We start from the raw sequence: 23,057 nt of genomic DNA on the forward strand, positions 1-23,057 counted from the left end.
ATCTTGCATTGAGAACGCGGGCTGAAGCACCGCGCTACGTTGATCTTGAAATTCGTCACTTCGCCACCTCCGCAACTGCTGGTTCAAAGTGGAGTGACTTGCCTTCCGCGAAGGCGAGCCCTGCGAAAGCGCTTCCATCGAGCAGATTGCCGGTGTCGGCGATACCCTTGAAGCTGAGGCCTTCGAAGATGCTGCTTTCTGCTGCGATCTTCTCCCAAACCGTACCGACCACAGATGGGTAGGTTTCGTCGGAAAGGCTCGCCTGGATCGCTGCCAGAGCGGCGAGGTCGTCGATCGAACCGACCGGGCCTGGAACCGCCTTGTGGAATTTCTGGATACGGAACTGCTGGTTGATAACAGAACCGGACTTCTCGAACTGAGTGAGCCCCGCGATGACCACGTCTGCATTCTCAGTTGTTTCGGAAGCGTGCGTGTCGATAACAACCAGCTTAACCTTCTTGAGTTGCTCAGCTGTGAGACCAGCAGCTACGAGATCTTCCTTCGTTGCGAGGATGGTATTCACTTCGCCGCTATCGATCTGAGAAGCGAGAACGGAGAGTTGCTCGGCCGGCAGATCTGAGATTAAGCCAGTTGCAAGCGCACCACGAACGTTCGGGTTGCGATCCTTGGAGATCAGGATCCCGTCGTCGTCACCGTATCGAGCAACCAGATACACGCCTTTGGCGTTGGTTTGCTCGGCGATTTGCTTGAGAACGAATTGCTCTTCAACCGTGTTGCGACCGGAACCGACGATTGCCACGCCCTCCCCTTTCAGGAGTTCAGCAGCAGCCTTGAGAGCTTCAACTGCGGAGGTCTGCGAGCCATTCACAGATGAGAAAGACAAACGATTGTCCGCTTCGATCTGCTTGTAGAGTTCGCGACCGGAGTCTGGCATCCAAGTGTCGTTGACCTCGTCGTTGCGGCGAGGCGTCACGCGGTAGACCTTACCTTCGCGAGAAGAAACAACAGTGTTGCAGCCGACACTGGATTCGAAGTCGACGCTCTTGGATTCCTTGAGGAACCAAACGCGCATCTTGAATCGGAAGTCCGTGCTGGTGAGTGCACCAACTGGGCAAATGTCTACTGTATTAAGAGAGTAGTTGTTCGCGAGCTCCTTGCCTGGGAAGCAGGTCAAAGTGGAGTAGCTACCGCGATCGGTGAAGCCGAGCACATCGTCCTTGGCAACTTCCTGCGAGAAACGGATACAGCGGGAGCAGAGAATACAACGTTCATCATCGAGTGTAACCCTTGGTCCAAGGCGAGTACGCTTTGGCTTTACGTTCTTCTCTTCAACGAAACGGCTGTATCCACGTCCGTGTGACGCGGAAAACTCTTGTAGCTTACACTCACCAGCTTGGTCACAGATCGGACAGTCGAGCGGGTGATTGACGAGGAGGAATTCAGTTACCGACTCACGCGACTCAACTGCCTTAGGCGAGCTAGTCTTAATGTGCATGCCGGGAGCAGCCTTGGTACCGCAAGCGATCGCAGGACCGGGCATCCACATAATCTTCGGCGTACCATCTTCGTTGAGCATCGGCTCACCAGTCGCGCGATCGCGACCTGGCATACCCATCTCAACGAGACACATGCGGCAGTTACCGGCGATGGATAGCTTCGGATGGTAGCAGTAGTGCGGGACCTCCTTGCCAAGCATCTTGACCGCCTCAACCATGTTCGTACCCGGAGGCACTTGCAGGTCTTGGCCGTCAATATTGACCGTTATCAAATTATCTTTCTTTTCCTCAGCCATTGCACGCGAGTTCCTTTATGGCTTGGCGGTCAGCATTTGGATCGCTGAGGTGCGCCGCATATTCTCTAAATTCTTCTTCAAACTTGGCAATGTAGCTCTGTACCGGCCAAGCCACCGCGAATCCGAACGCGCAGATCGTGCGACCTGCGATTTGGTCCGCCACTGAAAGCATGAGATCGACATCCTCTTCACGAGCTTGGCCGTGAACCATGCGCGAAGTGATCTTCTTGAGCCAGAGCGAGCCCTCACGACACGGCGTACATTGTCCGCAAGATTCGTGAGAGTAGAATGCCATCAAATTAGCAAGTGCTGCCGGAATGGATACAGTGTCATCGAGCACCATCATTCCGCCTGAACCGGACATGGATCCCGCAGCTGCGATACCATCGTAGTCGAGCGGGATATCCTCGAGGCCCCAATCGTATTCGGAACCATCAGGGTTCTTGCCCTTATAACGGTCACCGTTCTTGAGAATCTTCATGGACGAACCACCAGGAATGATCGCCTTGATCTTGCGACCTGGAAGTGGACCACCGCAGATATCGTAAACGAGATCGCCCAAAGTCATTTCCCCTACTTCGTAGTAACCAGGACGCTGCACACCGCCGGACACACACCAGATACGAGTACCTGAGTTGTTAGGACGGCCAATCTTAGCGAACTCGTCCGCACCCATCTTGAGGATGTGGATCGGGTTACAGAGGGTTTCGACGTTGTTAACGATAGTCGGGCAATTGTAGAGGCCGAGTACCGCTGGGAAGTAAGGAGGCTTGATACGTGGATTCGCACGCTTGCCTTCGAGAGATTCGATAAGACCGGTTTCCTCTCCGCAAATGTAGGCTGCCGCTCCGCGGTGCACTACGATGTCGCAGCTGTATCCGGATCCTAGAACATTGTCGCCGACGAATCCCTTTTCCTTCGCTTCGAGAATCGCCTGATCAAGGATCTTCGCCCCGTACGGCATTTCTTCGCGAATGTAGATGAAAGCCTTGGCCACGTTGTTCGCGAAACAGGAGATCATCATGCCTTCGATCAGCTGATGCGGATCCTTGTGCACGATTTGACGGTCCTTGAAAGTGCCTGGCTCAGATTCGTCGCAGTTGCAGATCAAGTAGATTGGCTTACCGGACTTACGGTCAACGAAGCTCCACTTAACGCCACAGGGGAAGCCCGCACCGCCACGACCACGCAGGCCGGACTTCTTGACTTCGTCGATAATTGACTGCGGCTCCATGGTGACCGCTTTCTTGAGCGTTTCGTAGCCGCCCTTTTCCAAGTAGCTGTCGATGTGCGGCGTGTAGCCTGGCTCGTCAGCGTACTTAAGGATGAGACGTTGTTCTCTTGGATGTATTGCCATCGTAACTACTTAGTCCCCTCCGCTTTGATCTGGTCGCAAATTTCCTTGGCCTTCTCGACCGTGAGGTTTTCGTGAAGATCTTCGTCGACGAGCATCACTGGAGCACTTCCGCAGCTAGCGAGACACTCGGCGAACTCGACGGTCACTTCGCCATCTGGTGAGACTTGATTCAGCTCCGCTTCGAATTCCGAAAGCATCTTGTCGCAAACCTTTGATCCACCGGCCATCGCGCAAGAAAGCGTACGGCAAACTCGGATGTGACGCTTGCCCACTTTGTGCTGACGGAAGAACGGGTAGAAAGTCACTACCGAAAGTACATTGATCGGAGCGATCCCGAGTTTCTCGGCAACCCACTCGGCCGCTTCATTCGAGATGAATCCTTGATCCTTTTGGATCGCGTGCAGCAATGGCATCACCGCGCTCTGCGCTTCCGGATACTTCGGAATCGCAGCTTCGATCTCAGCTAATGTCTCTGGCTTTAAGTCCATTTTCTTAAAAGTCATTTCTCCCCACGAATCTCACTAATCCGCTCGAATACCTCGTATTCAATTCGTGAATATTCGTGTCATTCGTGGGCGATAAAATTCTACCGATCGCATTCCCCCATTACGAAGTCGAAGCTACCGAGGATCGCTGGGATATCGGAAACCATGCCTCCGACACAGAGCTTCGGCAGGATGCTCAAGTTACAGAAGGAAGGACCACGGATCTTCATGCGATACGGGACGCCTCCACCCTTTGAGTGGATGAAGAATCCGAGAGCGCCCTTGGGAGCTTCACCTTCGAAGTAAACTTCGCCGGCTGGGATCTGCGGGCCTTCGGTCGTGATCATGAAATTCTGGATGAGCTCTTCCATGGAGGTGAGCGTCTTATCCTTGTGCGGTAGGATAATCTTCTTGGCGTCTTCCGCACGATATGGACCTTCTGGCAACTGAGCGATCGCCTGGCGAATGATCCGAACACTCTGGCGCATTTCTTCCATGCGAACCGTGTAGCGGTCGTAGCAGTCACCGTTTTCGCCAAGCACGACTTCGAAGTCATACTTCTCGTAGCCGGAGTAAGGATTGTCGCGGCGGAGGTCGACGTCGATACCGGAGGCTCGAGCGTTTGGACCAGTGAGGCCGTAAGCGATGGCGTCTTCTTTACTAATAACACCAATGTCCGCGGTACGGTCTACGAAAACGCGGTTGCGGGAGAGCAGGCTCTCAACGTCATCTAGGAGCGGAAGGAACTTGGTACAGAATTCGAGAACCTTGTCGGTCCACCCTTCTGGCATGTCACGTGTCACGCCACCAATACGACTATAACTAGTAGTGAAGCGAGCGCCGGTGAGTTCTTCGAAAAGTGTGTAGAGATGTTCACGCTCGGTGAAAGTGATCATGAACACGGTCAAAGCGCCCACGTCCATGGTGTAGGCTCCGAGGCCGAGAAGGTGCGAAGAGATACGAGCCATTTCGCTGGTGATCACGCGAATCGATTGGCAACGCTCTGGTACTTCGATGCCGGCGAGCTTTTCAACCGCGATAGCGTAGATCGCGTTGTTGGCCAGCGGAGCGAGGTAGTCCAGTCGGTCCGTGTACGGGACGAACTGGTTGTAAGTCATATTCTCGGCAATCTTCTCGTCGCCCCGGTGGAGATATCCAAGTACTGGATCGCACTTTTGGATGATCTCGCCGTCGAGTTCGAGATTGAGGCGCAAAACCCCGTGCGTAGACGGGTGAGATGGGCCCATGCTGAGCTCGAGCTTTTCAGTCTCGAACTCTTCCGAAGCTTGTGCCGCGCGCGCTCCTGCGTCGGGCATTGCGTATTCTTTAGATTCGGTCGCCATTGGCTAAATTCGTTTAGAGGTGTCGGCGTTGGGTTCGAGTTAGCCGTTTGGCTTTTCGTTCTTTTCGTTCCAGCTCTCGTCCTTGGCTCGCGGCTCTTTGTCGGCCTCGAAGTTGGAGCAACTTGAAACGAATGGACCACCTGCCATCGGAGCGGGAATCGTTCCTGTTCCGGTGACTTCCGCGATTTCACCGTCCCAAAGCTGGCCTTCGTGACCCGCAAGCGGGAAGTCCTTGCGCAACGGGTGGTACGGATACTCGTCCCACATCAGAATGCGGCGAAGGTCCGGGTGGTTTTCGTACTTGATGCCCATCAAGTCATAGCACTCGCGCTCGTGCCAGTCAGCTCCAGCCCAGAGATCGACGACACTCGGTGCGACAGGGTTTTCGCTATCCGCGCAATCCGCCGCCACACGCACGTAAACGTGATTCGCAGTGGACTGCAGGTGGTAGACAGCCGTGAAGCGCGGGCTCGCCTCTACTCCATTATCTATACCAGTAGCATCGACCAGCATGTCGTAGCCATGGTTGTCGCGGAGAGCTCGGAGCACATCGACTAGAGAGTCGATCGGGCAGTTGAAAGAAGGCCAATCGGCAGATTCGCGCTCTGCGACTTCGGAGTTAACTCCTTGCAGGGCGGCGAGTAGATCTTGAGCAATCATCGTGCGAACAGATCAGGATTTTACTTTAAGAAGGTCGGTGGTCGACGTTTCCGTACGAACCTTGTCCTGCAGCTTTATTAGAGCGTCGAGCAAAGCTTCCGGCCGCGGCGGGCATCCGCTCACGTAAACATCAACCGGAACAATGCGATCCACTCCCTGCAAGGTAGCGTAGGAACGGTACATACCTCCCGAGGACGCACAGGCGCCCATCGCGATCACCCACTTCGGCTCCGCCATCTGTTCATAGATGCGGCGTACAATTGGAGCCATCTTGTAAGTGACTGTGCCAGCGACGATCATGACGTCCGACTGGCGAGGGGAAAAGCGCATCACCTCAGCGCCGAAGCGCGAGATATCGAACTTCGAAGCGCCGGAAGCCATGAGCTCAATCGCGCAGCACGCCAAACCCATTGGCATCGGCCAAAGCGAGTGGGTGCGAATCCAGTTAATAACCGCGTCAGCCTTGGAGACGATCACGCCACCTTCGACCTTACTGTTGTAACCTATATCTGCGTTAGAAGAGACCATTTTTCTCGGAACACTACAAACGCCCGAACCTACGTGCCCCCTTCTACTATGCAAGCGGGATTTGCTCTTAAAGAGAGCGATTTGTCTTCGATTTTATTTTTTGAGAAAAGACATTGACCGCCCTAGGGCGAGTCCCCTTATTAGGCCGTTCTTTTCCCGGAGACCCATCGGTCCGAGGGTAAAAAAGCACGGAGAGGTGGCTGAGTGGTCGAAGGCGCGCGCCTGGAAAGTGCGTGTACGGGTAACCGTACCGAGGGTTCGAATCCCTCTCTCTCCGCCATTTTAGATGCTGTGAAGCGTAACGAGCAGAAGAGCCTTGCAGCAAAAGGAATCCAATCCGAGGGATCTGAGTTAAAATTCACATGTGTTTGCATCTCCCGAAAGCTTCGTTCTTCGATAAGCTTCTTAATTCGCTAATCGACATTGAGATAGAGCGAATGGTGAAGCTTGGAACACCCGGTTTATCCCATTGAACGCCTGCCTGATTATTGGCCATTGATTAGCTTGCCCGACCGATGCGATGAATGTGATCGCCGCTTCTTACCCGTTAGGGGGATAATGGAATTGGTGTTACTAAGACATTTCAGGTCTTCACTGCCTTTGCGAAATTGTAACCTGAAGTTTAGGGATGTCAGCGAGCTTACCTTTCCTCTCCCATTCTTCCAGGTTTTCCCGTTGTTCTGTGAGTCTCGATTGTACGGTCGTAGTCAGCTCTTGGAACTCGGGGGAGTTGTGAAGGGGCGAGAGTCGCTCGTTGTTCAACAGGCTAGCAGCGATTCCCCCTTTTTCGACGTACTCTCGTACGGAGGCGAGCGCCCTGTCGGGCGTGCCGAGGATCAAGTGTAGTTCAGCATCCTTGTACATGTATCCACTGGGGCCTAGACGAGGGATCTTTGAAAGGTATTCAATGATTTGTGACGCGAGTGTTTGAGCTTTGGCTGTTTCTCCCCAGAAGTCCAATAGGTGGGCATACTCGATGGCGTGTGGGTAGTTGTTTAAGTTGAGCGTCGTTTCCTTTTGGAAGATTGATGGAAAACGTTTCTGAAACCTCTCAAGCGAGATTTTCCTGAGACCGTTTGCTGCTTCTTTGTGGGAGATCTTGTTCTGAGCGTATTCGAAGTACTCATCCGTTTTTTCCATGGAAGCGAAGTAGGCGTAGGCTTGATCTTCTTCTCCAAGGGCTTGGTGAATACACCCTTTGACGTAGTTTGCCCTGTTTGAAACGGGAGAGAGTTTGAGGGTGCGTCGGGCCCAGAATAGGAAGCTGTCCTGATCTCCAATCTCACTGAAGTGCTCGGCTAAGGCCCATGTGAAATTATGGTCATCGGGAGAAATAGAATGAGCCAGTCGGAAGTACTTGATGGCTTGGTCGTATTTTTGGTAGCCCTTGCCGTATAGGTTGCCGAGTACGAGAAGCGTTTGTGGATTGTTGGGTTCTTCTTGGTTAAGTCTCTCGATGATATCGTGAGCTCTTTTGAGGTCGCCAGCTAAGATGTGGATACCAGCGATCACTTGCTTCTCATGAGCAGGGAAAGGGTCGAGCTCCATTGCTCGATTGCAAAGAGGAATCGCTCCCTCTAGGTCGCCTATGGACCAGACTTTTAGGATGGCGTAGTTGCGGAGCGCGATGGCGTTGTTGGGATTGAGCTTCAGCGATTTTTGAGCTGCGATCTCGGCTCCTTGAACATCGTGTTGGAATTTTCGGAGGACGCTAAGGGCCGTGTATGCTTCGCTGGAGTTGGGGTCGAGCTCGAGTGCTGTCCTGATGCTCTTGTCCGACTTGATGGTTTGCTCTTCGAAGGGGAGCCCGGCGTAGTGGAGTTCGCAAAGGTAGTTTTTGGCTAGGCTTGCGTGAGCTAAAGCGAAGTCGGGGTCTAGCTGGACGGCTCGTTCGTAGTGTACGCGTGCTTTCACGAAGCTCTCGGCTGTGTATTTGTCATACTCCTGGTTGCCGCGGAAGTAGGCTTCTAGGGCTGCGAGGTTGCGAGTGGGGAGTGTATCCAGTTTTTCTTTTCCTGTTAGGGATAGGACGGTTTTGAGCTCTTTTGCTATAGACTCTGTTATTTCGGTTTGCAGGGCGAAGAGTTCAGGCGCGGTGAGTTCCCGAGTGTAGTTTTCTGCCCAGATGTGATAACCGGTTTGGGCATTTATGAGCTGGATATTGATGCGAATTTGGTCGCCGGATCGTTGAACGCCGCCTTCGATAATCGTGGAGACGCCAAGTTCGCTTCCGATTTCTCGAAGGTCGCGTGTTGTGCCTCGGTAGCGTTCGACGGAGGTGCGGGAGATTGTCTTCAGGTTTTGGATATGAGAGACCCGTGTGATTAGGTCGTCGTGTATGCCATTGGTGAAGTGAAGGTCCTCGTCGAGTTGGCTTCGGTTTTCGAAGGGTAGGATGGCGATGGAGTTCTCCCTCAACTCTTCGGATGCTTGGGGTTGGGAAAAGAAAACAAAAACAAGTAGGCAGGCGGTCGCTATCGCGAGTACGGAGAAAATTGGAAGAATCCTGCGGTTGGGAGAAGAGCGAACCTCGTTTGAGGGAACTGCCTTGGCTCGGTTCGGAGTCTTTGCGGTTGAGGAGATTTGGCTTAGTATCTGTGATCGCAGTTTTTGAAGTTCGTTGCCCGGCTCGATGCCGAGTTCTTCTTCCAGGATTTTCGCACAGTCGTTGTAGGCAAGAAGCGCGGATGAGCGATCTCCACTTTGGGCTAGGAGATCGATCAAGGTGTGGTGCTTCGCTTCGCTGAGATTGTCGCGGCGGACTTGCTGTCTGGCGACTTCGCTCGCCTCCTGATAGCGTTCACGTTGCGCCAGGGCTGTGATCAATTCCCTCTGCGAACTCTCGAATTCAGAACGCAGGGAATTTCGACGGGGTATTATCCACTCTTCGTCGTGAATAGGCAGCAAGTCACCTTGGTAGAGTTTAGAGGCCTGCTGAAGGGCGTGGATTTTTTTGTCAGTGGTCCTGTCTGCACTTTTTGCGAGTGCGAGTGCATTCTCTAGCTCTTCGACATCAATCGTGCAGGGGGCTTCTTGCTTCCATGCGATGCTCTGTGTCTCGATTGTCAGATAAGAGTCTGCGTCGGGGATCGCGCCTTTGAGTTGATGCAGGGTTTGGCGGAGATTGGTTAAGGCCTGTTTTTCTTCCGAATCAGGCCAGAGGGAGAAGGCGATTTGGTTCCGTGCCTGTGGCTTGCCTCGATGCAGCACGAGGTATGCGAGCAACGATTGGAGGCGTGGTTTGCTGAACGCTGGAATAGGCTCGTTGCCGTGCATCACGGCGACGTTGCTGAGGAGCTGAATCTCAAGGGACTGTGTATTGCGGGGTAGCAATTCGATGAGGAGTTGGAATCTCGTTGTACGGGTTTGCTTCGGTGTAGAGGACTTTTTATGTCCGAAGGGTCCATCTCGGGCACACCTAAAGTGCAGGTCAATGATGATATTATTGCTGCTAATCGCTGACAGGTGGGTGTGAAGCTCGAGGGAAACGGCGACATTTTGCCTGTGAATTTCCGGAATAACGTTCTGAGAACGCTCTGAGAACGCACCCTTTGTTATTCTCCAATCGCTTCAGAAAATCGTTTCGGAAGCGAATCCTTCAACCAACAATTACATAGTGAGAATATCTAAAAATATGAATGTATTGGGCGATCCTGACAGTTTGCCGACCATCGAGATCGAAAGTGAACGGAGTGCAAATCATGCCATGCAGTCGAGCCGGATCGTGAGGAGCATCGGCTCGAGGGTTTGCTCTCTCTTTTGCGCTGTCGTTTTAGTTTTGGCGATTGGCGACTCTGCAGGGGCTACTGAAGCGGAGGAGCAGCCGACCTTGTATGAGCGATTGGGAGGGCAGAAAGGAGTGGAGTTCATCGTCGAAAACACCTTGGAGAGACACTTGGAAAACCCGAAACTCGCTCCCTATTTCGTGCATCTCGACCACGCTTGGTTCCGCAAGACGATCGTGGAATTCTTCGCGACCGGCACTGGGGGTCCCGCCACATATTCCGGGGCTGACATGCGTACTGCGCACGCTCACCTGAACATTAGTGACGAGATATTCGATCTAGCGATGGTAGATGCTTTGGCAGCGGTTAAAGCCAGTGGAGCGACTAAGGATACTCAAGACGAAGTGGCGGCGATCTTCGAGTCGTTTCGGTCTGTTGTAGTTACGCAGGCGACAAAGTAGCATTTGCTGTTTCGACTTTGGCTCGGTGGCGACAGTGCTGCCGAGCTTTTCTGAGTCGCTTTAGTGACGACATTTTTGGGGTTGGTCACTTTAGGGGCGACCTCGTGGCGAATGAACTCGCCGAATTGCTGGACCTTCTTCTGATGACCTGAATCGCTCATGTTTCTCGAAACGCGCTCCATACTGCTCGAGAAATGTTTCGCGATGGGCTGGATTGCCAAAGCGGCGACACCAGCGCTCGACGGGGACGGTATAGGTCGATGGGCTTGACCTAAAGGGAATGCGACTATCGACTTTTTGCGGGAGCAAGTCTCAAGATAGTAAGCATTTAAGGCCGAGAAGCCGAGCGATAGAGTGTTCAGGTGCCTCAGAAGGAGATTCAGAGCTTTGCCAATTCTTTGCCAGTCTGAAGTTTTTTTGCCTCATTTTGGGGCATTTTCTGGCATCTTTCACTAGTTTTAAAGTTATGAAAAACAAAGGTTTGTGAAGAATGGTGAAAGACTCTTTATCGTTCGAATCCCTCTCTCTCCGCCATTTTTGCTAAAGGCAAAAATCGCTCCGATCGAGGGATACTCCCTTGTCTCATCGCTTCGCTTCTCAAGTGTCGTCACTGCATTCCTCGGTACTCTCCGCCATTTAAATTCCTGAAAGTGTCGTCTATCCAGTCCACGCTTTTTTGCGTTTAGACTCACCGGGATTCGGACCCGAGCAGAGGGTTTGTGAAGCAAAGCGGAACGGGCAAACGAAGTGTGAGGGCGCAGCTCCGAACGCAGTGAGCCCATCCCTCTCTCTCCGCCATTTTTGCTAAAGGCAAAAATCGCTCCGATCGAGGGATACTCCCTTGTCTCCTCGCTTCGCTCCTCGAGTGTCGTCACTGCGTTCCTCGGTACTCTCCGCCATTTAAGCGTTTGATTATCAACACTCCTGCTCTCAAAACGTCTGATCCAATTGGCAAAGTTGCCTGAGATCACACCTTCCCAACCCGAGAAGGACAAAGAAGATCTGAGCTACTCAACGAGCCTTAGACCGAAAAGGAGCTCTCCTCCCTAAATAGAGCAAAGCCAGCCACCAGCTTCGCCAAACAAGAGTAGATGCAAACCGAACTCCTTAAGGACTTTGATGGCATTTCGCTTCCCTAACTCGTAGCTGGGAAGCCGTTAGATTAAAAGTCTGCAGATTGTTTCGGATTATGGAGCTCTACCACGCAACTTGACTTTCACTTTGCTGCATTGCAGCATCGCAGCATGCCTACAGTCATTCCTATCAGCAAAAGAGGGACAGTCACTTTGCCGCCGGCCCTGCGGCGCCGACTCGGCCTTGAGGGATTAGAAAATCCAATGCTCATCGCCAACGAGGTAGACGGAAAACTGGTGCTCGAACCAGCGACGGCCATCCCCGTCCGCGACATTCCCAAGAAGACAATTCGCAAATGGATCAAAGAGGATGAAGCGGCAATGGAGGCGTTTAAGGCCAAGAAGAAGTGAGGCTTTTCCTCGACACGAGCGTCCTGCTCTCCGCGACTGGCTCAGAAGTTGGAGCAAGCCGATTTATCGTGAACGAGGCAAAGAAACACAGTTGGCAGCTCGCAAATTCCCACTATTGCCGACAAGAGACGCTTCGCAACCTTCCAAAGATAGGAGAAGAAGCTGTATCCTATTTCTCTGACACGCTTCGCAATCGTATCCAATGGGTGAGCGATGCTTGGTCGTCGGATAACATTCTGCTCTACTCCAAAGCCAAAGATAAACCTGTCTTGCTCGGAGCATTGGCAACCAAGAGTGACTATCTATTGACCTTGGACCGAGTCGATTTTGAGGGCCGGCTAGGGAAACAGTTTTACGGAATGCGCATCCGAACGCCAGGTGATTGGCTGTTCGAAATGCGTGATGCTGGAAAACTACAATAAAACCGGTTTCCTCATCAAGTTTTGGCCAGACGACTTAGAAACCGTAAAACAAAAAGCTCCCGAAGTTGAGAACTTCGAGAGCTTCTAAAATTGTAGGCTCCAGAAACCGAGGATCCCACCCATAAAGGGCTGCCACTCAAGGTGAGCGACCTCTACATCTTCTGCGCTTGCCTAGAAAGGAGTTCTGCAAAAACGCAGACCATTGTCAGGGCGGCGATCTTGAGCGTAATATTAACAGGTACCCGAGTGCTCACTCACCTCGGAGTACCCCATCTTATTATAGGCAGGCCTACGCTTTCGAAACATGCTCATCGCGACGGGCAAATTTTCATCGATGAAATCGTACACCCTGACTTCTCTTTTACCTTCACATCTTCGATGCAAACGCCCCACATACTGGATGAGACGTCCCTTGAATGAAATGGGCATAGCTAGAAAAAGCGTATCCAACTCCTGGAGATCATATCCTTCACCCAGAAAAGACCCCGTTGCCAACAAGCAGATTCCATATCCATCGCTCAAACACTTCCGGATACGCTCATTTTGCTCCTTCAGAGCCTTCGAGCCTCTTCCTCCAGTCATCAATTCAGGAACGATGCCAAGACGACCAGCTCGTTCGCACAGCAAGGCTTCCATTGATTCCAAATGAGAAATACGATCGGAGATAACAAGACACCGACGCCCCTCCTTTAGCTGTCTCTCCACTAAAGAAGCAATCAACTCATTCCTTTGATCATTCTGAATGAGTTCTTCCCAGATTTCATGGAGAGCCAAGTATTGGCCTAGCCCTCGCCCGAACCCCGTTTCAATAAATTGGATACGCTTCAGCAAGTTAGGATCCGAATCTTCCGACAACAGAAATCGAACCGGCCCACATTGTTGATAGAGCAACGCTTCCAAGCCATCTTTCCTTTTTGGAGTCGCAGTGAGCCCCAATACCTTACGGCACCCACATTGCTTCAATACGTTCTCAAAGCTAACCGCCGGAATGTGATGGCACTCGTCGATTACGACCAAACTGTAACCACGAAAAAATGCAACTACGTCCGCGGCTCGCGCGAGACTCTGCATCATCACCACATCGACAACGCCACTGAGCTTCTTCTTGCCGCCGCCCCATTCACCCAATCGGTCATCCGAAATCGTCGTGAACTCACCCAAACGCTCTTTCCATTGATCAGCGATCGATCGACGGTTCACGAGAATGACGGTTGCCAGTTTCCATCGAGCGATCAAAGAGCATGCCATTACCGTCTTTCCCGAACCTGGTGGAGCGACCAGCACTCCATGCTCATTGACCTCCATCGCGATAACAGCACTCTTCTGGCTCTGAGTTAGCGTACCCGTAAATCGTATACGTACTCGCTTCTCGCTTAATCGAAAATCCTCGATCTCCAAACGGGACCCCCTCGTGGCAAATAGCTCTTTTACGGCTTCAATGCACCCACGCGGAATTGATATGCTGCCAGATTGCCGCTCTGCACTCACAATATAGCGAGGAGTGTTGAATACCGGGAAACGCATTCTTTGCTTTTCAAAAAACTCCGGGTTGGGGAAGGTCGCCAAACGAATAATCTTGGCGACGAACTCATCAGGCAACCCCTCCTCAGAAACCAACAAAGACTCCCTCAACTCAGCCCGCCAATTCGGTATCTTTATTGACGCTGCTCCCGACTTGCCTCCTGACAGAGAAGCATCAGCAATATCCTCCGGAGAGCATTCTTCTATTGGTGAGACTTCAACGAAGCGTTCCAAAGCAGTTCGGAGCTGATGTTCCCAATAACAGGGCGTCTTTGCTAGAGCCGCCCATTGATCTTCAAAAACGGATAGATTCGTATCAACGAAAACAGTACAGCCATCCTCCCTTCTATCACACTGCAGCGGCAAACCGATCAGGTTTCCAAATCCGCCCTTTGGCATCGTGTCTTGATTCGGGAAAAAGCGGTCGTACGCCCCTAAATCGAATTTCGACAGTCGGCTAGACGCTTCACCCAGAATAACCGTTCCTAAACTTCGAGCAAGGCGGGTAGGAACTGGTTCAGCAAAGAAGAGCCATACATGGGCGCCATTTCCGGATCTCGAAATCTCAAGAAGGGTTTGAAACCCGAAAATTTCAGCAGAATCCGAATATTCGACCACACACGCTTCCCATCCTTCACCATCAAAATCCGCTGCGAGGAAAATGCAGGTATCGTCCTTTCGAATCGAATACGAGCCTATCGTATGCTTTCCCCTCAAATGGTCTTCGATCACCGGATCATCTAGTCGAGAGAATTTGGAAGAGCCAAAACGCGAATAAATCTCTGACGGCTTCAAGCGCACTCCCGCTTCGTAGACAGTTTCGCAAACAGGATAATAGCCCTTGGTTCCCTTCGATGTATTTTCCCAAAACCTTGGAAAAACGTCTGTTCGTGCAGCAAAACGCCGTTTGAAGAGCGAAACCTTATCTTTTGGACTTACGGGAACTTGATCAACAACCGCGTCAATCTGCCTCTGCGAGCCAGCACGTTCCATCGCATGGAGCTCCGACAAAAGCGCCAACCGCTCTTCGTGCAAAGCAACATGCTGACAACGCAATCGGCTTTTTTCCTAGGGTCCGTCAATGATTGTCCCACCCCTCATGCTATAACCTCCTCCATGAGCGAATACCAATGCTATCAATTCGACGCGATCAACCGAGCCCTTTCCACCACGCAACGCAAAGCAGTCGGCAAACTCTCCTCACACATTTCGGTCGGCCACTCGAGCGCTGTAGTTGAGTATCACTACAGCAGCTTCAAGCACGACCCGATCAAAGTCTTGCGGCAATACTTCGACCTCTTCACGTACGAGAGCAACTGGGGCACCCAACGCCTCGCCTTCCGCTTCGACAAGGCCGCAATCAATCTCGAAACCATCGCCACCTATGAGATCGGTCAATCCATCCAGATTATCGAGACAGATGACCAAGTAATCATCGATTGTTACTTTGAGGAAAACTGGGACACTGACGCACGGTACGATTACTACGACGACTGCCCTTACACTGGTTCCCGATTTACCGACTTCTACGAGGAACTCCTCGAAGACGACCTACGCTCCCTACATATCCTCTGGCTGAAAGCCGCCGAAGCCTATGACGAGCTAGAAAACGAGCCGTCCATTCCTGCTGGGCTCGCCCAACTCGACGACACTCACCTCGATCTCGTAAACTTCATTGGCCTCGACCACGACCTACTCTACACCGCCCAGTCTCTCAGCAAGCCCAAACGCAAACGCGAATCGTCACAGAGCGACGAACTCGAAGCACTTCTCCCCAAACTAACGGCCCAAGAAGCTCAACACCTTCTCCGTAATCTCCTAAAAAAGAATCCACAAAGCGCCAGAGCTGAGCTCGTAACCGAACTTCGGAGAAAGACAAAAAAACAGAAACGCACCGAACACCATCCCCTTACCGCAACGCCCCCTTTTTCCCAGCTCCAAAAACAAGCCCAATCAGCAAAAGCAGAACGCGAACGTCTCGCCGAACTCGAGCGCCAGAAGCAAGAGCGGCTCTATTTTGCCAAACTCCAAAGCAACCGCGCCCTCATGTGGGCTAAAGCCGCCGAGTTTATCGAACGAAAGAAAACCAAATACTACGAGTACGCCATCCACACCCTAAACGCTCTCAAACAACTCGCCACCCACGAGAACAATATCGAAACCTACTACGAACGAGCCAACCAACTCGCCAGCAACTACCCCACTCTAACCGGACTCCAACAGCGTCTCGCCATAGCCGACGTCATTTCAAACGGCGATCTGCCCGACACCCCCGGCTACGCTTGTCGACGGGAAAGCTGGAAATCCAAGCACCCGCCAGAAAAAGAATTCCCGTTCCAACTCCTAAGCGAATAGCCCAGAGTCCCTAACTCCTCTACTTTCCAAACAAACGCTCAAACAACTCCTCCGAGCGCTTCATCCCTTCCTCCGTCAACATCACCGACTTCGCCTTCCCAACGGGATCGTAGATAAATCCCTTCTCGTACAAGCGATTCAAAACATCCCAATCGTGTCCCTTCCAAGCCCTACTGCCTCCACACAAGGTCAACTGTAGCAACGCCAAAACAGCTTCATCCACTTTCTCTTCATCAATCTTCATCAGTATTCTCCTTTTGACTTTCGAAATCCAACTCCTCCCGCTCCATGACCTCGGCGCAACGCGGGCAACCATCCGCCGTCGAAAAATGACAAAACCATGACCCACCCTCCATTTGATGATGAACTTGGCAATCCCCCAACCGCTCCCACAAATACCGACAAGCCTCCCGCGGTGTCATGTGTTCACAAACATGATACGCGATGTTGAGCAATCCCATCTTTCCCACCGCAATTTTCAATACATTCTCTGCCTCCGCCTCGCTTAACGCCTCAAAATCCGGTCTCTGACCAATCAAGTCGCGAAGAGAATCCCCATTCGCCTTCCCCTCCCAAACCTCCTCCATCTGGGTAACTTCCTCCCGAAACCCACCATCTGCCTTCCCATCCGAAACTCCAATCATCTCCTTGAACTCGTCAGAAAAAAGCGAATACAGATCCTCGCTCTCACCAAGCCCCTCGCTCTGCTCATCACCCTTCGAAACTCGTGTCCGCGTCACCCGCGTCTTTTCGTCATCCACACGCTCCACCTCCACTATTTCGATCTCAGACGCCCCATCTTCGCCTTCCCAATTCGCCACCTCTTCAGGTCCCTCCTCGATATCAGGCAAGCGATGCATCCGCTCCTCCTCTCCTTCTCCCTCGACAATCCAAACCGACGCATCCGGCAGCTCTACCAACACGCGACCGCAATTCCCGTACCATTCGAGATACAAGCAACGCCGCCAAAACGTCGGAGCTGGCTCCCCCATTTTGCACCGCATGTAGAACTCCCCAATCGGACAATCGAAAACCTTTACTCGATGATCCGCGGTCATCGTCGCCGTCGCTCCAACGTAGCGATCCGGAAACGCACCCTCAGAAGCCGACTTCTGCTCAAGCGACTTGTATCCACTTTTAGAACACTCGAAGCGAATCCGCTTCCCCTTCAGATCTTCCGACAGATCACCCGTCAACTCGACACGCAAAAACTCACCACTCCCCCGCAGCTCAAGCCAACCGACCGTCGCATAGCCGTGCCGGTTATCCATTTCTCCTCGCACCACATAGTCGCCAAGTCTCAATGCCATACGGTTCCTTTCACAAAGTTACATTCCACCCACCAAGCAATCCCGCCACACCCGCAAAGACAAACCAATTTCCGCCTTCCATAAACCTGCAACTCACACGCGCAAAAAAACACCCCATTTCCCATAGCGGAAACAAGCAAACTAATCAGTCCGATACATACAGATACTATCTCTCGCCTTCTCGCCAAGTTAGCTCGTCATGGCCCTCAACCCGCAGTAAGTTCGAATCACCCGCTACCCAGCATGAGACGATTCAAGCCAGAGTCCCTCACGATCGCCCTGATTGCGCTGCTAGCCGCAGTCGGATCACTCCCCATGCACGCCGGCATCAGCGTGACACCGGAAGGCAGGATCTACAGAGGCTACTACAAGGCGAAGTCGTTCACCGTCCAACTCCCTGCGCCCTACGAGGTCCGTGCAGAGAACTTCATGGGCACAGCGGTCATATTTTGGAGGGCTCCGGAATCTCCTGACGCAAGATTCACAGAAATGATCAGCGTGCACATTGACCGGCTGTGGCAAGAAACCAGCGTCGCGAAAATCATGGACGACAAGATCTCCGGATCGACGGGAGAGTTCGCGATGATCAGACGGTACACGGAGGGAGATTCAGAGTGCGTGATCTATTCGCTCACCTACCTTAGGCCCTCAGACAACGAGCGCATCGATTCATACAATTTTGAGCGCGTCAGAATCATCGACGGGTATTGCGTCGCGGTCTCCTGCACGACCTTGAAAGACCGTTTCGTAGAGCGTCTCGACGAATTCGAATCCATCAGCCAAAGCTTTTCCTTCGACCCCTGAGAGAATTTCCTCCTCGCATCCAACTTTTCAATACACCTAAACCTCAACCCGCAACGTTGACTATTCGAGCTTCCTTGATTGCCTAGAGATTGTGATTGGAATCCGACCATTGCACGCAGGGGCAATATGGCTCCTATCCTTCGCCTGTGCGCACGGCACAGACATCCCCATCGTTTTCAACATCCTCGAGAGCTCCCGTACCGAAACGATCGCCTACTCCACCGGCAACTCCTCCGAACAAGTAATCTCCCACCAAGGCACCATGCATGCCGTTCTGAGTTTCGACCCAACGAGCCAGAAACCCACCGCCATTCGATTCACCGGCGGCGTGATCCGAGAATCAGACGCCACCTTCAAAAACACCGCGAAAATACACTTCACGGGTTTCGGCACAAAAAACGTTGGCATCGAACAAAGCAGCTCCGGGCTGCAAATAAAGGTCGAGACCCTTGGAGGCCCACACGACATCGACGACCAAGGCTGGGTCCAGGAAACGGATCGCATCCTGACCTACCCCATAGCCGGCATCCTCACAGCCAAACTGACCATAGACGGTCGCACCCAAACCCAACGCATCGACGTCGCCCTAGACCCACCCGACTCCGTAGAGTCCTCCATGGGTCCTGAGATCCGGTTAGAGGTCGTCGAAACGGAGGGCGACAGCACCACCAGCACCTACAAACTCACCTTTCACACCACCCTCGACCTAGAACAGTCAGAGAAAATCCCCGATACCAATACCACCCTGACCAGCAAGACCGCAGGCACCACCACCGCCGAAGCCGAATTCTCCGCTCCCAACAAATTCGGCCAATGGCTGCTAGACGGCGGATATGAGCTAGAAGACGAAGACAGCACGAACGAGCACGGAACCTACCTCGCCGCCCTCTACGCATTCAGCCTCCCAGCAAGCGAAAAATCCAGCTTCCCCTGGAGCTTCACCCACGAAGCCGAAGGCCTGACCCTCACCCTCCACCTCCCAGAAAACGGCCTACAACGCGGCATCCAGATAGAGAGCTGCGACAACCTGAGAAACGGAGCCTGGCACCCCTTGCCCCCTGAAAAATTCCTCGATGGCGCCTCAAGCCTCGAGCAAGGAGAAACCGGCCCACGACGCATTCGATTCCCCAATGCCCCAAGCCAGTTCTACCGCCTCGTCCCCGCCGATCCGGACAACTAAGACCCCACTCGTCCTATTGAAATAGCACCGCTTTGAGTTGCGCTTTTGTGCGCGAAATTCTTTCTTCAGCGAAAAAGAATTTCCATGTCACAGCCACTCTACAAAGACGCCTCCCAGCCAATCGACGCCCGAATCGACGACCTCATGCCACGCATGACACTCGCCGAAAAGGTCGGTCAGCTCATGCAGCTCGACGGTGGCCGCGGCAATCTCGACGACCTCATCAACCGCCAGCAAGTCGGCTCCCTCCTTCACATCCAAAACCAGGAAGCCGCCAAAGCCATGGACATGGCCGCCCAAACCCGCCTCGGCATCCCTATCCTCTTCGGCGACGACTGCATCCACGGCCACTCCTTCCACCCAGGAGCCACCATTTTCCCCACCCAACTCGGCATGGCCGCCAGCTGGAATACCGAGCTTATCGAAGAGTCCGCCCGCATCACCGCGCGCGAAGTCCGTACCACCGGCCTCAAATGGACCTTCTCTCCAGTGCTTTGCATCACCCGCGACCTCCGCTGGGGACGCGTCGGCGAAACCTTCGGCGAAGATCCCTTCCTCATCGGCGAGTTCGGCTGCGCCATGATCCGAGGCTACCAAGGAAAAGGCCTCGACGACCCCGAGGCCATCCTCGCCACCGCCAAACACTACGCCGGCTACTCCGAGACCCAAGGCGGACGCGACGCCTCCGAAGCCGATCTCTCCCGACGCAAGCTCCGCTCCTTCTTCTTCCCCCCCTTCGAACGCGCCGCCCGCGAAGGATGCCTCTCCTTCATGACCGGCTACCAATCCATCGACGGCACCCCCTCCACCGCCAGCCGCTGGCTGCTCAACGACGTCCTCAAAGAAGAGTGGGGCTTCGACGGCATCCTCGTCACCGACTGGGACAATGTCGGACGCCTCAAGTGGGAACAAAAAGTCGTCCCCACCTTCGCCCACGCCGCCGCCCTCGCCATCAAATCCGGCAACGACCTCATGATGTCCACCCCCGAGTTCTACGACGGCGCTCAAGAAGCAGTCGCCAACGGCTTGGTAACCGAAGCACAAATCGACGCCATCCTCCGCCGCATCCTCAAACTAAAATTCCGCCTCGGCCTCTTCGAGGATCCCGGCAAACCAGACCTCGACGCTCAAGCCACCATCATCGGCCGAGCCGACCACAAAGAGACCAACCTCAAACTCACCCGCGAATCGCTCGTCCTCCTCAAAAACGACGGCATCCTCCCGCTCGCCCAAGACAAGCCGCTCAAGATCGCCGTCATCGGCCCCAACGCCGACGACGCCCAAGCCCAACTCGGAGACTGGGCCGGAGCCACCGGCCAAGCCTCCTGGATAGACGACGGCCACCCCCGCGAATGCACCCAAACCGTCCTCGACGGCATCCGCGCCATAGCTCCAGAAGGCTCCACCATCACCTACGCCAAGGGCGCCGACATAGCCCTGCCCACCGGCCGCATCGAAGCCGACTACAACGACGGCCAAAACCAGATCGAAGTCTGGGAGGCCGCTCCCACCGACCCCAAGCAAATCGCCGAAGCCGTCGCCGCCACCGAGCAGAGCGACCTCGCAGTCGTAGCCGTCGGCGACATGATGACCTTCTTTGGCGAGTGCAAATCCACCGCCACCCTCGAACTCCAAGGCGGACAGCTCGATCTCCTGCGAGCCCTAGCAGCCACCGGCAAGCCGCTCGTCATCGTCCTCATCAACAGCAAACCGCTCGTCCTTCCCCCAGAGATCATCGAGGCAGCAGCGATTATCGAAGCGTTCAGCCCCGGCATGGCAGGCGGCACCGCGATCGCTGAAACGATTTTTGGATACAACAATCCTTGCGGCAAACTCACCGTATCCATTCCACGCCACGTAGGCCAACAACCGATCTACTACAACCAAGTCCGCGGCCAACACGGCAACACCTACGCCGACCTCACCCAAGACCCACTCTACGCCTTCGGACAAGGCCTCTCGTACTCAACCTACGAATACAGCGACCTTACACTTAAATCAAACGAACTGTCCGCCACCGATATCCTTTCCGCGGAAGTCACAATCAAAAACACCAGCAATCGTGATGGCATCGAAATCGCCCAACTCTACATCTCCGACCTAGTAACCTCCTCAACGTGGGTCGACAAGGAGCTCAAAGCCTTCCAACGCGTACCACTCTCCGCCGGCGAAACCAAACGCGTCCGCTTCGAAGTGCCTGTATCCGAATTCACAATCGTCAATGCTGACAGCCAACGCGTAGTGGAGCCCGGCGACTTCGAACTCCAAGTCGGGGCAAGCTCCCGAGCCCGCCAGCTCCTCAAGTCACCCTTCACCGTAAAGGAGTAAGCCACTCCCCATAACATTCAGTCAGTACAGCCAGCCGATTCGAAAGGACGCGCCTAGAAATACCGAAGTCGCTGAAAGCAGCAGAACCAAAGCGGTATGCCATCCGAGCGACTTAAGCCCGGCCGATCCCACCTTCGCAAACATGCGAATCCGAAGGTCGAACGACAGCCCTAGAATCAGCAGCAGCAACGCCAGCTTCATCACGATCATCCGCGCCATCGGCACCTCAAAGGCAAGCCAAGAGCCGAAGTCCGGGACATGCCCGTAAGCGAGCATCAGCCCAGTCGCCACCTGCACAAAAAGCGCCGGCATGCCGATCCGGTCGTACGCCGTCTCGATGCGGTACATCACGTCCGGATTGCGATCGTTCAGAACGGACGGAAACAGCAGATAGGCGAGCACCGCATGTCCCCCAAGCCAGACACAAGCACCGAGCAAATGCAGTACAACCAGTACCCCGTAAATATTCATAGAGTGAAAAGGCAGCGCGTCTAACCCACGCCCCGCCCCCATCAACAAATGAAGCATTCAAAAAACTACAACAGGCAAGATGCTCAAAAATCACCCAAACGCTTCTTCATCAGATCGAGCTCCTCCATCAGCAACCAGTACCAACCGTAAATCACGATGGCATCTTGGACCGCCTCACACTCTGCGCGCGGAGTCTCAACAACAGTTTTAGGGCCCTCGACAAGAGGAACCCCAGAGGGGGCTTCGATTTCAGGATTCATAGGACAAGGCTGGGACCACAAACCTACCAAGCCCTAGCTTAACCTCGTATGAATCGCACCGTAAAAAAACTCTGAATACCCCACGATTCCCAACGCCAACACGCAATCGTAACAAATACATTTTGAGCAATCCGCAAGGTTGGCACGCCCGTTGCTAAACTAAGCACGTTCTCGCTTAGCGAGACATTTTGGGGTAACAAAGAAAACGATGGCGGGTCGCTTAGGGGTAGGCGACCCGCCTTACTTTTTTTGAATGGTGAGTCGCGCGAGGTAGGGCTGACTGGCCCAGTCAGCCGCAATGCACATTGGCGTCAACGTATCTGAAAAACGTCTCCAAAATGTTCTTCTTCTTCTGCTTCTCCTTCTTCATCTTCTTCTAAAAATACAGGCTCCAAGCCTGTAGCACCACTCTCCGAACGAGTAGCAGAAGCGGATGAAGAGCCTTTGAGCGCTTACGTCGACACCAATGCGCAATGCAGGATCGAGTTTCCACGGCGGCCTTCCTCCTTCGCCAAGCAGGCTGTTGCAGACTCTTGCTTCTCTCCAATCGATGCTAGAAGCTTTTCCCCATGAGTTTCAAGACCGCTGATCGCTCACAGTTAGAGCTGCT

19 protein-coding genes and 1 tRNA gene are annotated in these 23,057 nt (G+C 53.5%); 8 read left to right on the forward strand and 12 right to left on the reverse strand.

Annotated elements, in window-relative coordinates; all coding sequences use genetic code 11:
* Positions 1-55 precede the first annotated feature (55 nt).
* The 6 genes from JIN87_RS25350 to nuoB form a co-directional block, all read right to left on the reverse strand.
* Positions 56-1,753, reverse strand: a complete 1,698-nt coding sequence (locus JIN87_RS25350) for an NADH-quinone oxidoreductase subunit G (RefSeq protein ID WP_200358981.1) — start codon at positions 1,751-1,753, stop codon at positions 56-58.
* Positions 1,746-3,110, reverse strand: coding sequence for an NADH-quinone oxidoreductase subunit NuoF (gene nuoF, locus JIN87_RS25355; RefSeq protein ID WP_200358983.1), 1,365 nt, complete (start codon positions 3,108-3,110; stop codon positions 1,746-1,748). Before nuoF ends, JIN87_RS25350 begins: the two co-directional genes overlap by 8 nt.
* A 5-nt stretch (positions 3,111-3,115) precedes the next feature.
* Positions 3,116-3,613, reverse strand: coding sequence for an NADH-quinone oxidoreductase subunit NuoE family protein (locus JIN87_RS25360; protein WP_200358985.1), 498 nt, complete (start codon positions 3,611-3,613; stop codon positions 3,116-3,118).
* Positions 3,614-3,696: 83 nt separating this feature from the next.
* On the reverse strand, positions 3,697-4,938 hold the full coding sequence (gene nuoD, locus JIN87_RS25365) for an NADH dehydrogenase (quinone) subunit D (RefSeq protein ID WP_200358987.1): 1,242 nt from the start codon (positions 4,936-4,938) through the stop codon (positions 3,697-3,699).
* 39 nt (positions 4,939-4,977) lie between these two features.
* A complete protein-coding gene (locus JIN87_RS25370; RefSeq protein WP_200358989.1) occupies positions 4,978-5,598 on the reverse strand; it encodes an NADH-quinone oxidoreductase subunit C in 621 nt (206 codons plus the stop codon).
* Between the two features lie 12 nt (positions 5,599-5,610).
* Positions 5,611-6,126 carry an NADH-quinone oxidoreductase subunit NuoB gene (nuoB, locus tag JIN87_RS25375; protein WP_200358991.1) on the reverse strand — a complete coding sequence of 172 codons (516 nt, stop codon included), beginning with the start codon at positions 6,124-6,126 and terminating at the stop codon, positions 5,611-5,613.
* A gap of 190 nt (positions 6,127-6,316) precedes the next feature.
* Between nuoB and JIN87_RS25380 the strand changes: the two genes are divergently transcribed.
* A tRNA-Ser gene (locus tag JIN87_RS25380) sits at positions 6,317-6,406 on the forward strand.
* 311 nt (positions 6,407-6,717) lie between these two features.
* Here JIN87_RS25380 and JIN87_RS25385 read toward each other — a convergent pair.
* Positions 6,718-9,459 carry an AfsR/SARP family transcriptional regulator gene (locus JIN87_RS25385; protein WP_200358993.1) on the reverse strand — a complete coding sequence of 914 codons (2,742 nt, stop codon included), beginning with the start codon at positions 9,457-9,459 and terminating at the stop codon, positions 6,718-6,720.
* A gap of 283 nt (positions 9,460-9,742) precedes the next feature.
* On the opposite strand from JIN87_RS25385, the gene JIN87_RS25390 reads away from it, so the two are divergent.
* From JIN87_RS25390 to JIN87_RS25400, 3 genes are all read left to right on the forward strand, one after another.
* Entirely contained in the window at positions 9,743-10,312 is a 570-nt protein-coding gene (locus tag JIN87_RS25390; RefSeq protein ID WP_200358995.1) for a group I truncated hemoglobin, read from the forward strand.
* A 1,244-nt stretch (positions 10,313-11,556) separates the two neighbouring features.
* Positions 11,557-11,796, forward strand: a complete 240-nt coding sequence (locus tag JIN87_RS25395) for a hypothetical protein (RefSeq protein ID WP_200358997.1) — start codon at positions 11,557-11,559, stop codon at positions 11,794-11,796.
* The gene (locus JIN87_RS25400) at positions 11,793-12,218 is read left to right on the forward strand and encodes a PIN domain-containing protein (protein ID WP_200358999.1); all 426 of its coding nucleotides are present in this window, start codon (positions 11,793-11,795) and stop codon (positions 12,216-12,218) included. The genes JIN87_RS25395 and JIN87_RS25400 overlap by 4 nt, the downstream gene beginning before the upstream one ends.
* 231 nt (positions 12,219-12,449) lie before the next feature.
* Here JIN87_RS25400 and JIN87_RS25405 read toward each other — a convergent pair whose 3' ends face one another.
* Entirely contained in the window at positions 12,450-14,795 is a 2,346-nt protein-coding gene (locus JIN87_RS25405; protein WP_200359001.1) for a DEAD/DEAH box helicase, read from the reverse strand.
* Positions 14,796-14,855: 60 nt separating this feature from the next.
* Between JIN87_RS25405 and JIN87_RS25410 the strand changes: the two genes are divergently transcribed.
* Entirely contained in the window at positions 14,856-16,094 is a 1,239-nt protein-coding gene (locus tag JIN87_RS25410; RefSeq protein WP_200359003.1) for a hypothetical protein, read from the forward strand.
* A gap of 19 nt (positions 16,095-16,113) precedes the next feature.
* Here the strand turns inward: JIN87_RS25410 and JIN87_RS25415 are convergent, their stop codons facing one another.
* Positions 16,114-16,338: a DUF6429 family protein gene (locus JIN87_RS25415; RefSeq protein ID WP_200359005.1), complete on the reverse strand. Its 225-nt coding sequence runs from the start codon at positions 16,336-16,338 to the stop codon at positions 16,114-16,116.
* The gene (locus tag JIN87_RS25420) at positions 16,328-17,404 is read right to left on the reverse strand and encodes a hypothetical protein (protein WP_200359007.1); all 1,077 of its coding nucleotides are present in this window, start codon (positions 17,402-17,404) and stop codon (positions 16,328-16,330) included. Before JIN87_RS25420 ends, JIN87_RS25415 begins: the two co-directional genes overlap by 11 nt.
* 243 nt (positions 17,405-17,647) lie before the next feature.
* On the opposite strand from JIN87_RS25420, the gene JIN87_RS25425 reads away from it, so the two are divergent.
* The 3 genes from JIN87_RS25425 (at position 17,648) to JIN87_RS25435 (ending at position 21,716) form a co-directional block, all read left to right on the forward strand.
* Complete coding sequence (locus JIN87_RS25425; protein ID WP_200359009.1) at positions 17,648-18,208, forward strand: hypothetical protein; 561 nt, start codon at positions 17,648-17,650, stop codon at positions 18,206-18,208.
* 91 nt (positions 18,209-18,299) lie between these two features.
* Positions 18,300-19,388 carry a hypothetical protein gene (locus JIN87_RS25430; protein ID WP_200359011.1) on the forward strand — a complete coding sequence of 363 codons (1,089 nt, stop codon included), beginning with the start codon at positions 18,300-18,302 and terminating at the stop codon, positions 19,386-19,388.
* Between the two features lie 84 nt (positions 19,389-19,472).
* Complete coding sequence (locus JIN87_RS25435) at positions 19,473-21,716, forward strand: glycoside hydrolase family 3 N-terminal domain-containing protein (protein WP_200359013.1); 2,244 nt, start codon at positions 19,473-19,475, stop codon at positions 21,714-21,716.
* 21 nt (positions 21,717-21,737) lie between these two features.
* On the opposite strand, the gene JIN87_RS25440 is transcribed toward JIN87_RS25435, so the two are convergent.
* Positions 21,738-22,187 (reverse strand): hypothetical protein, encoded by a 450-nt coding sequence (locus tag JIN87_RS25440; protein WP_200359015.1) that lies wholly within the window; start codon positions 22,185-22,187, stop codon positions 21,738-21,740.
* Positions 22,188-22,270: 83 nt separating this feature from the next.
* Entirely contained in the window at positions 22,271-22,447 is a 177-nt protein-coding gene (locus JIN87_RS25445; RefSeq protein WP_200359017.1) for a hypothetical protein, read from the reverse strand.
* Positions 22,448-23,057 lie beyond the last annotated feature (610 nt).

The sequence above is a fragment of the Pelagicoccus mobilis genome, assembly GCF_016595505.1.
Classification (GTDB): Bacteria; Verrucomicrobiota; Verrucomicrobiia; order Opitutales; family Opitutaceae; genus Pelagicoccus; species Pelagicoccus mobilis.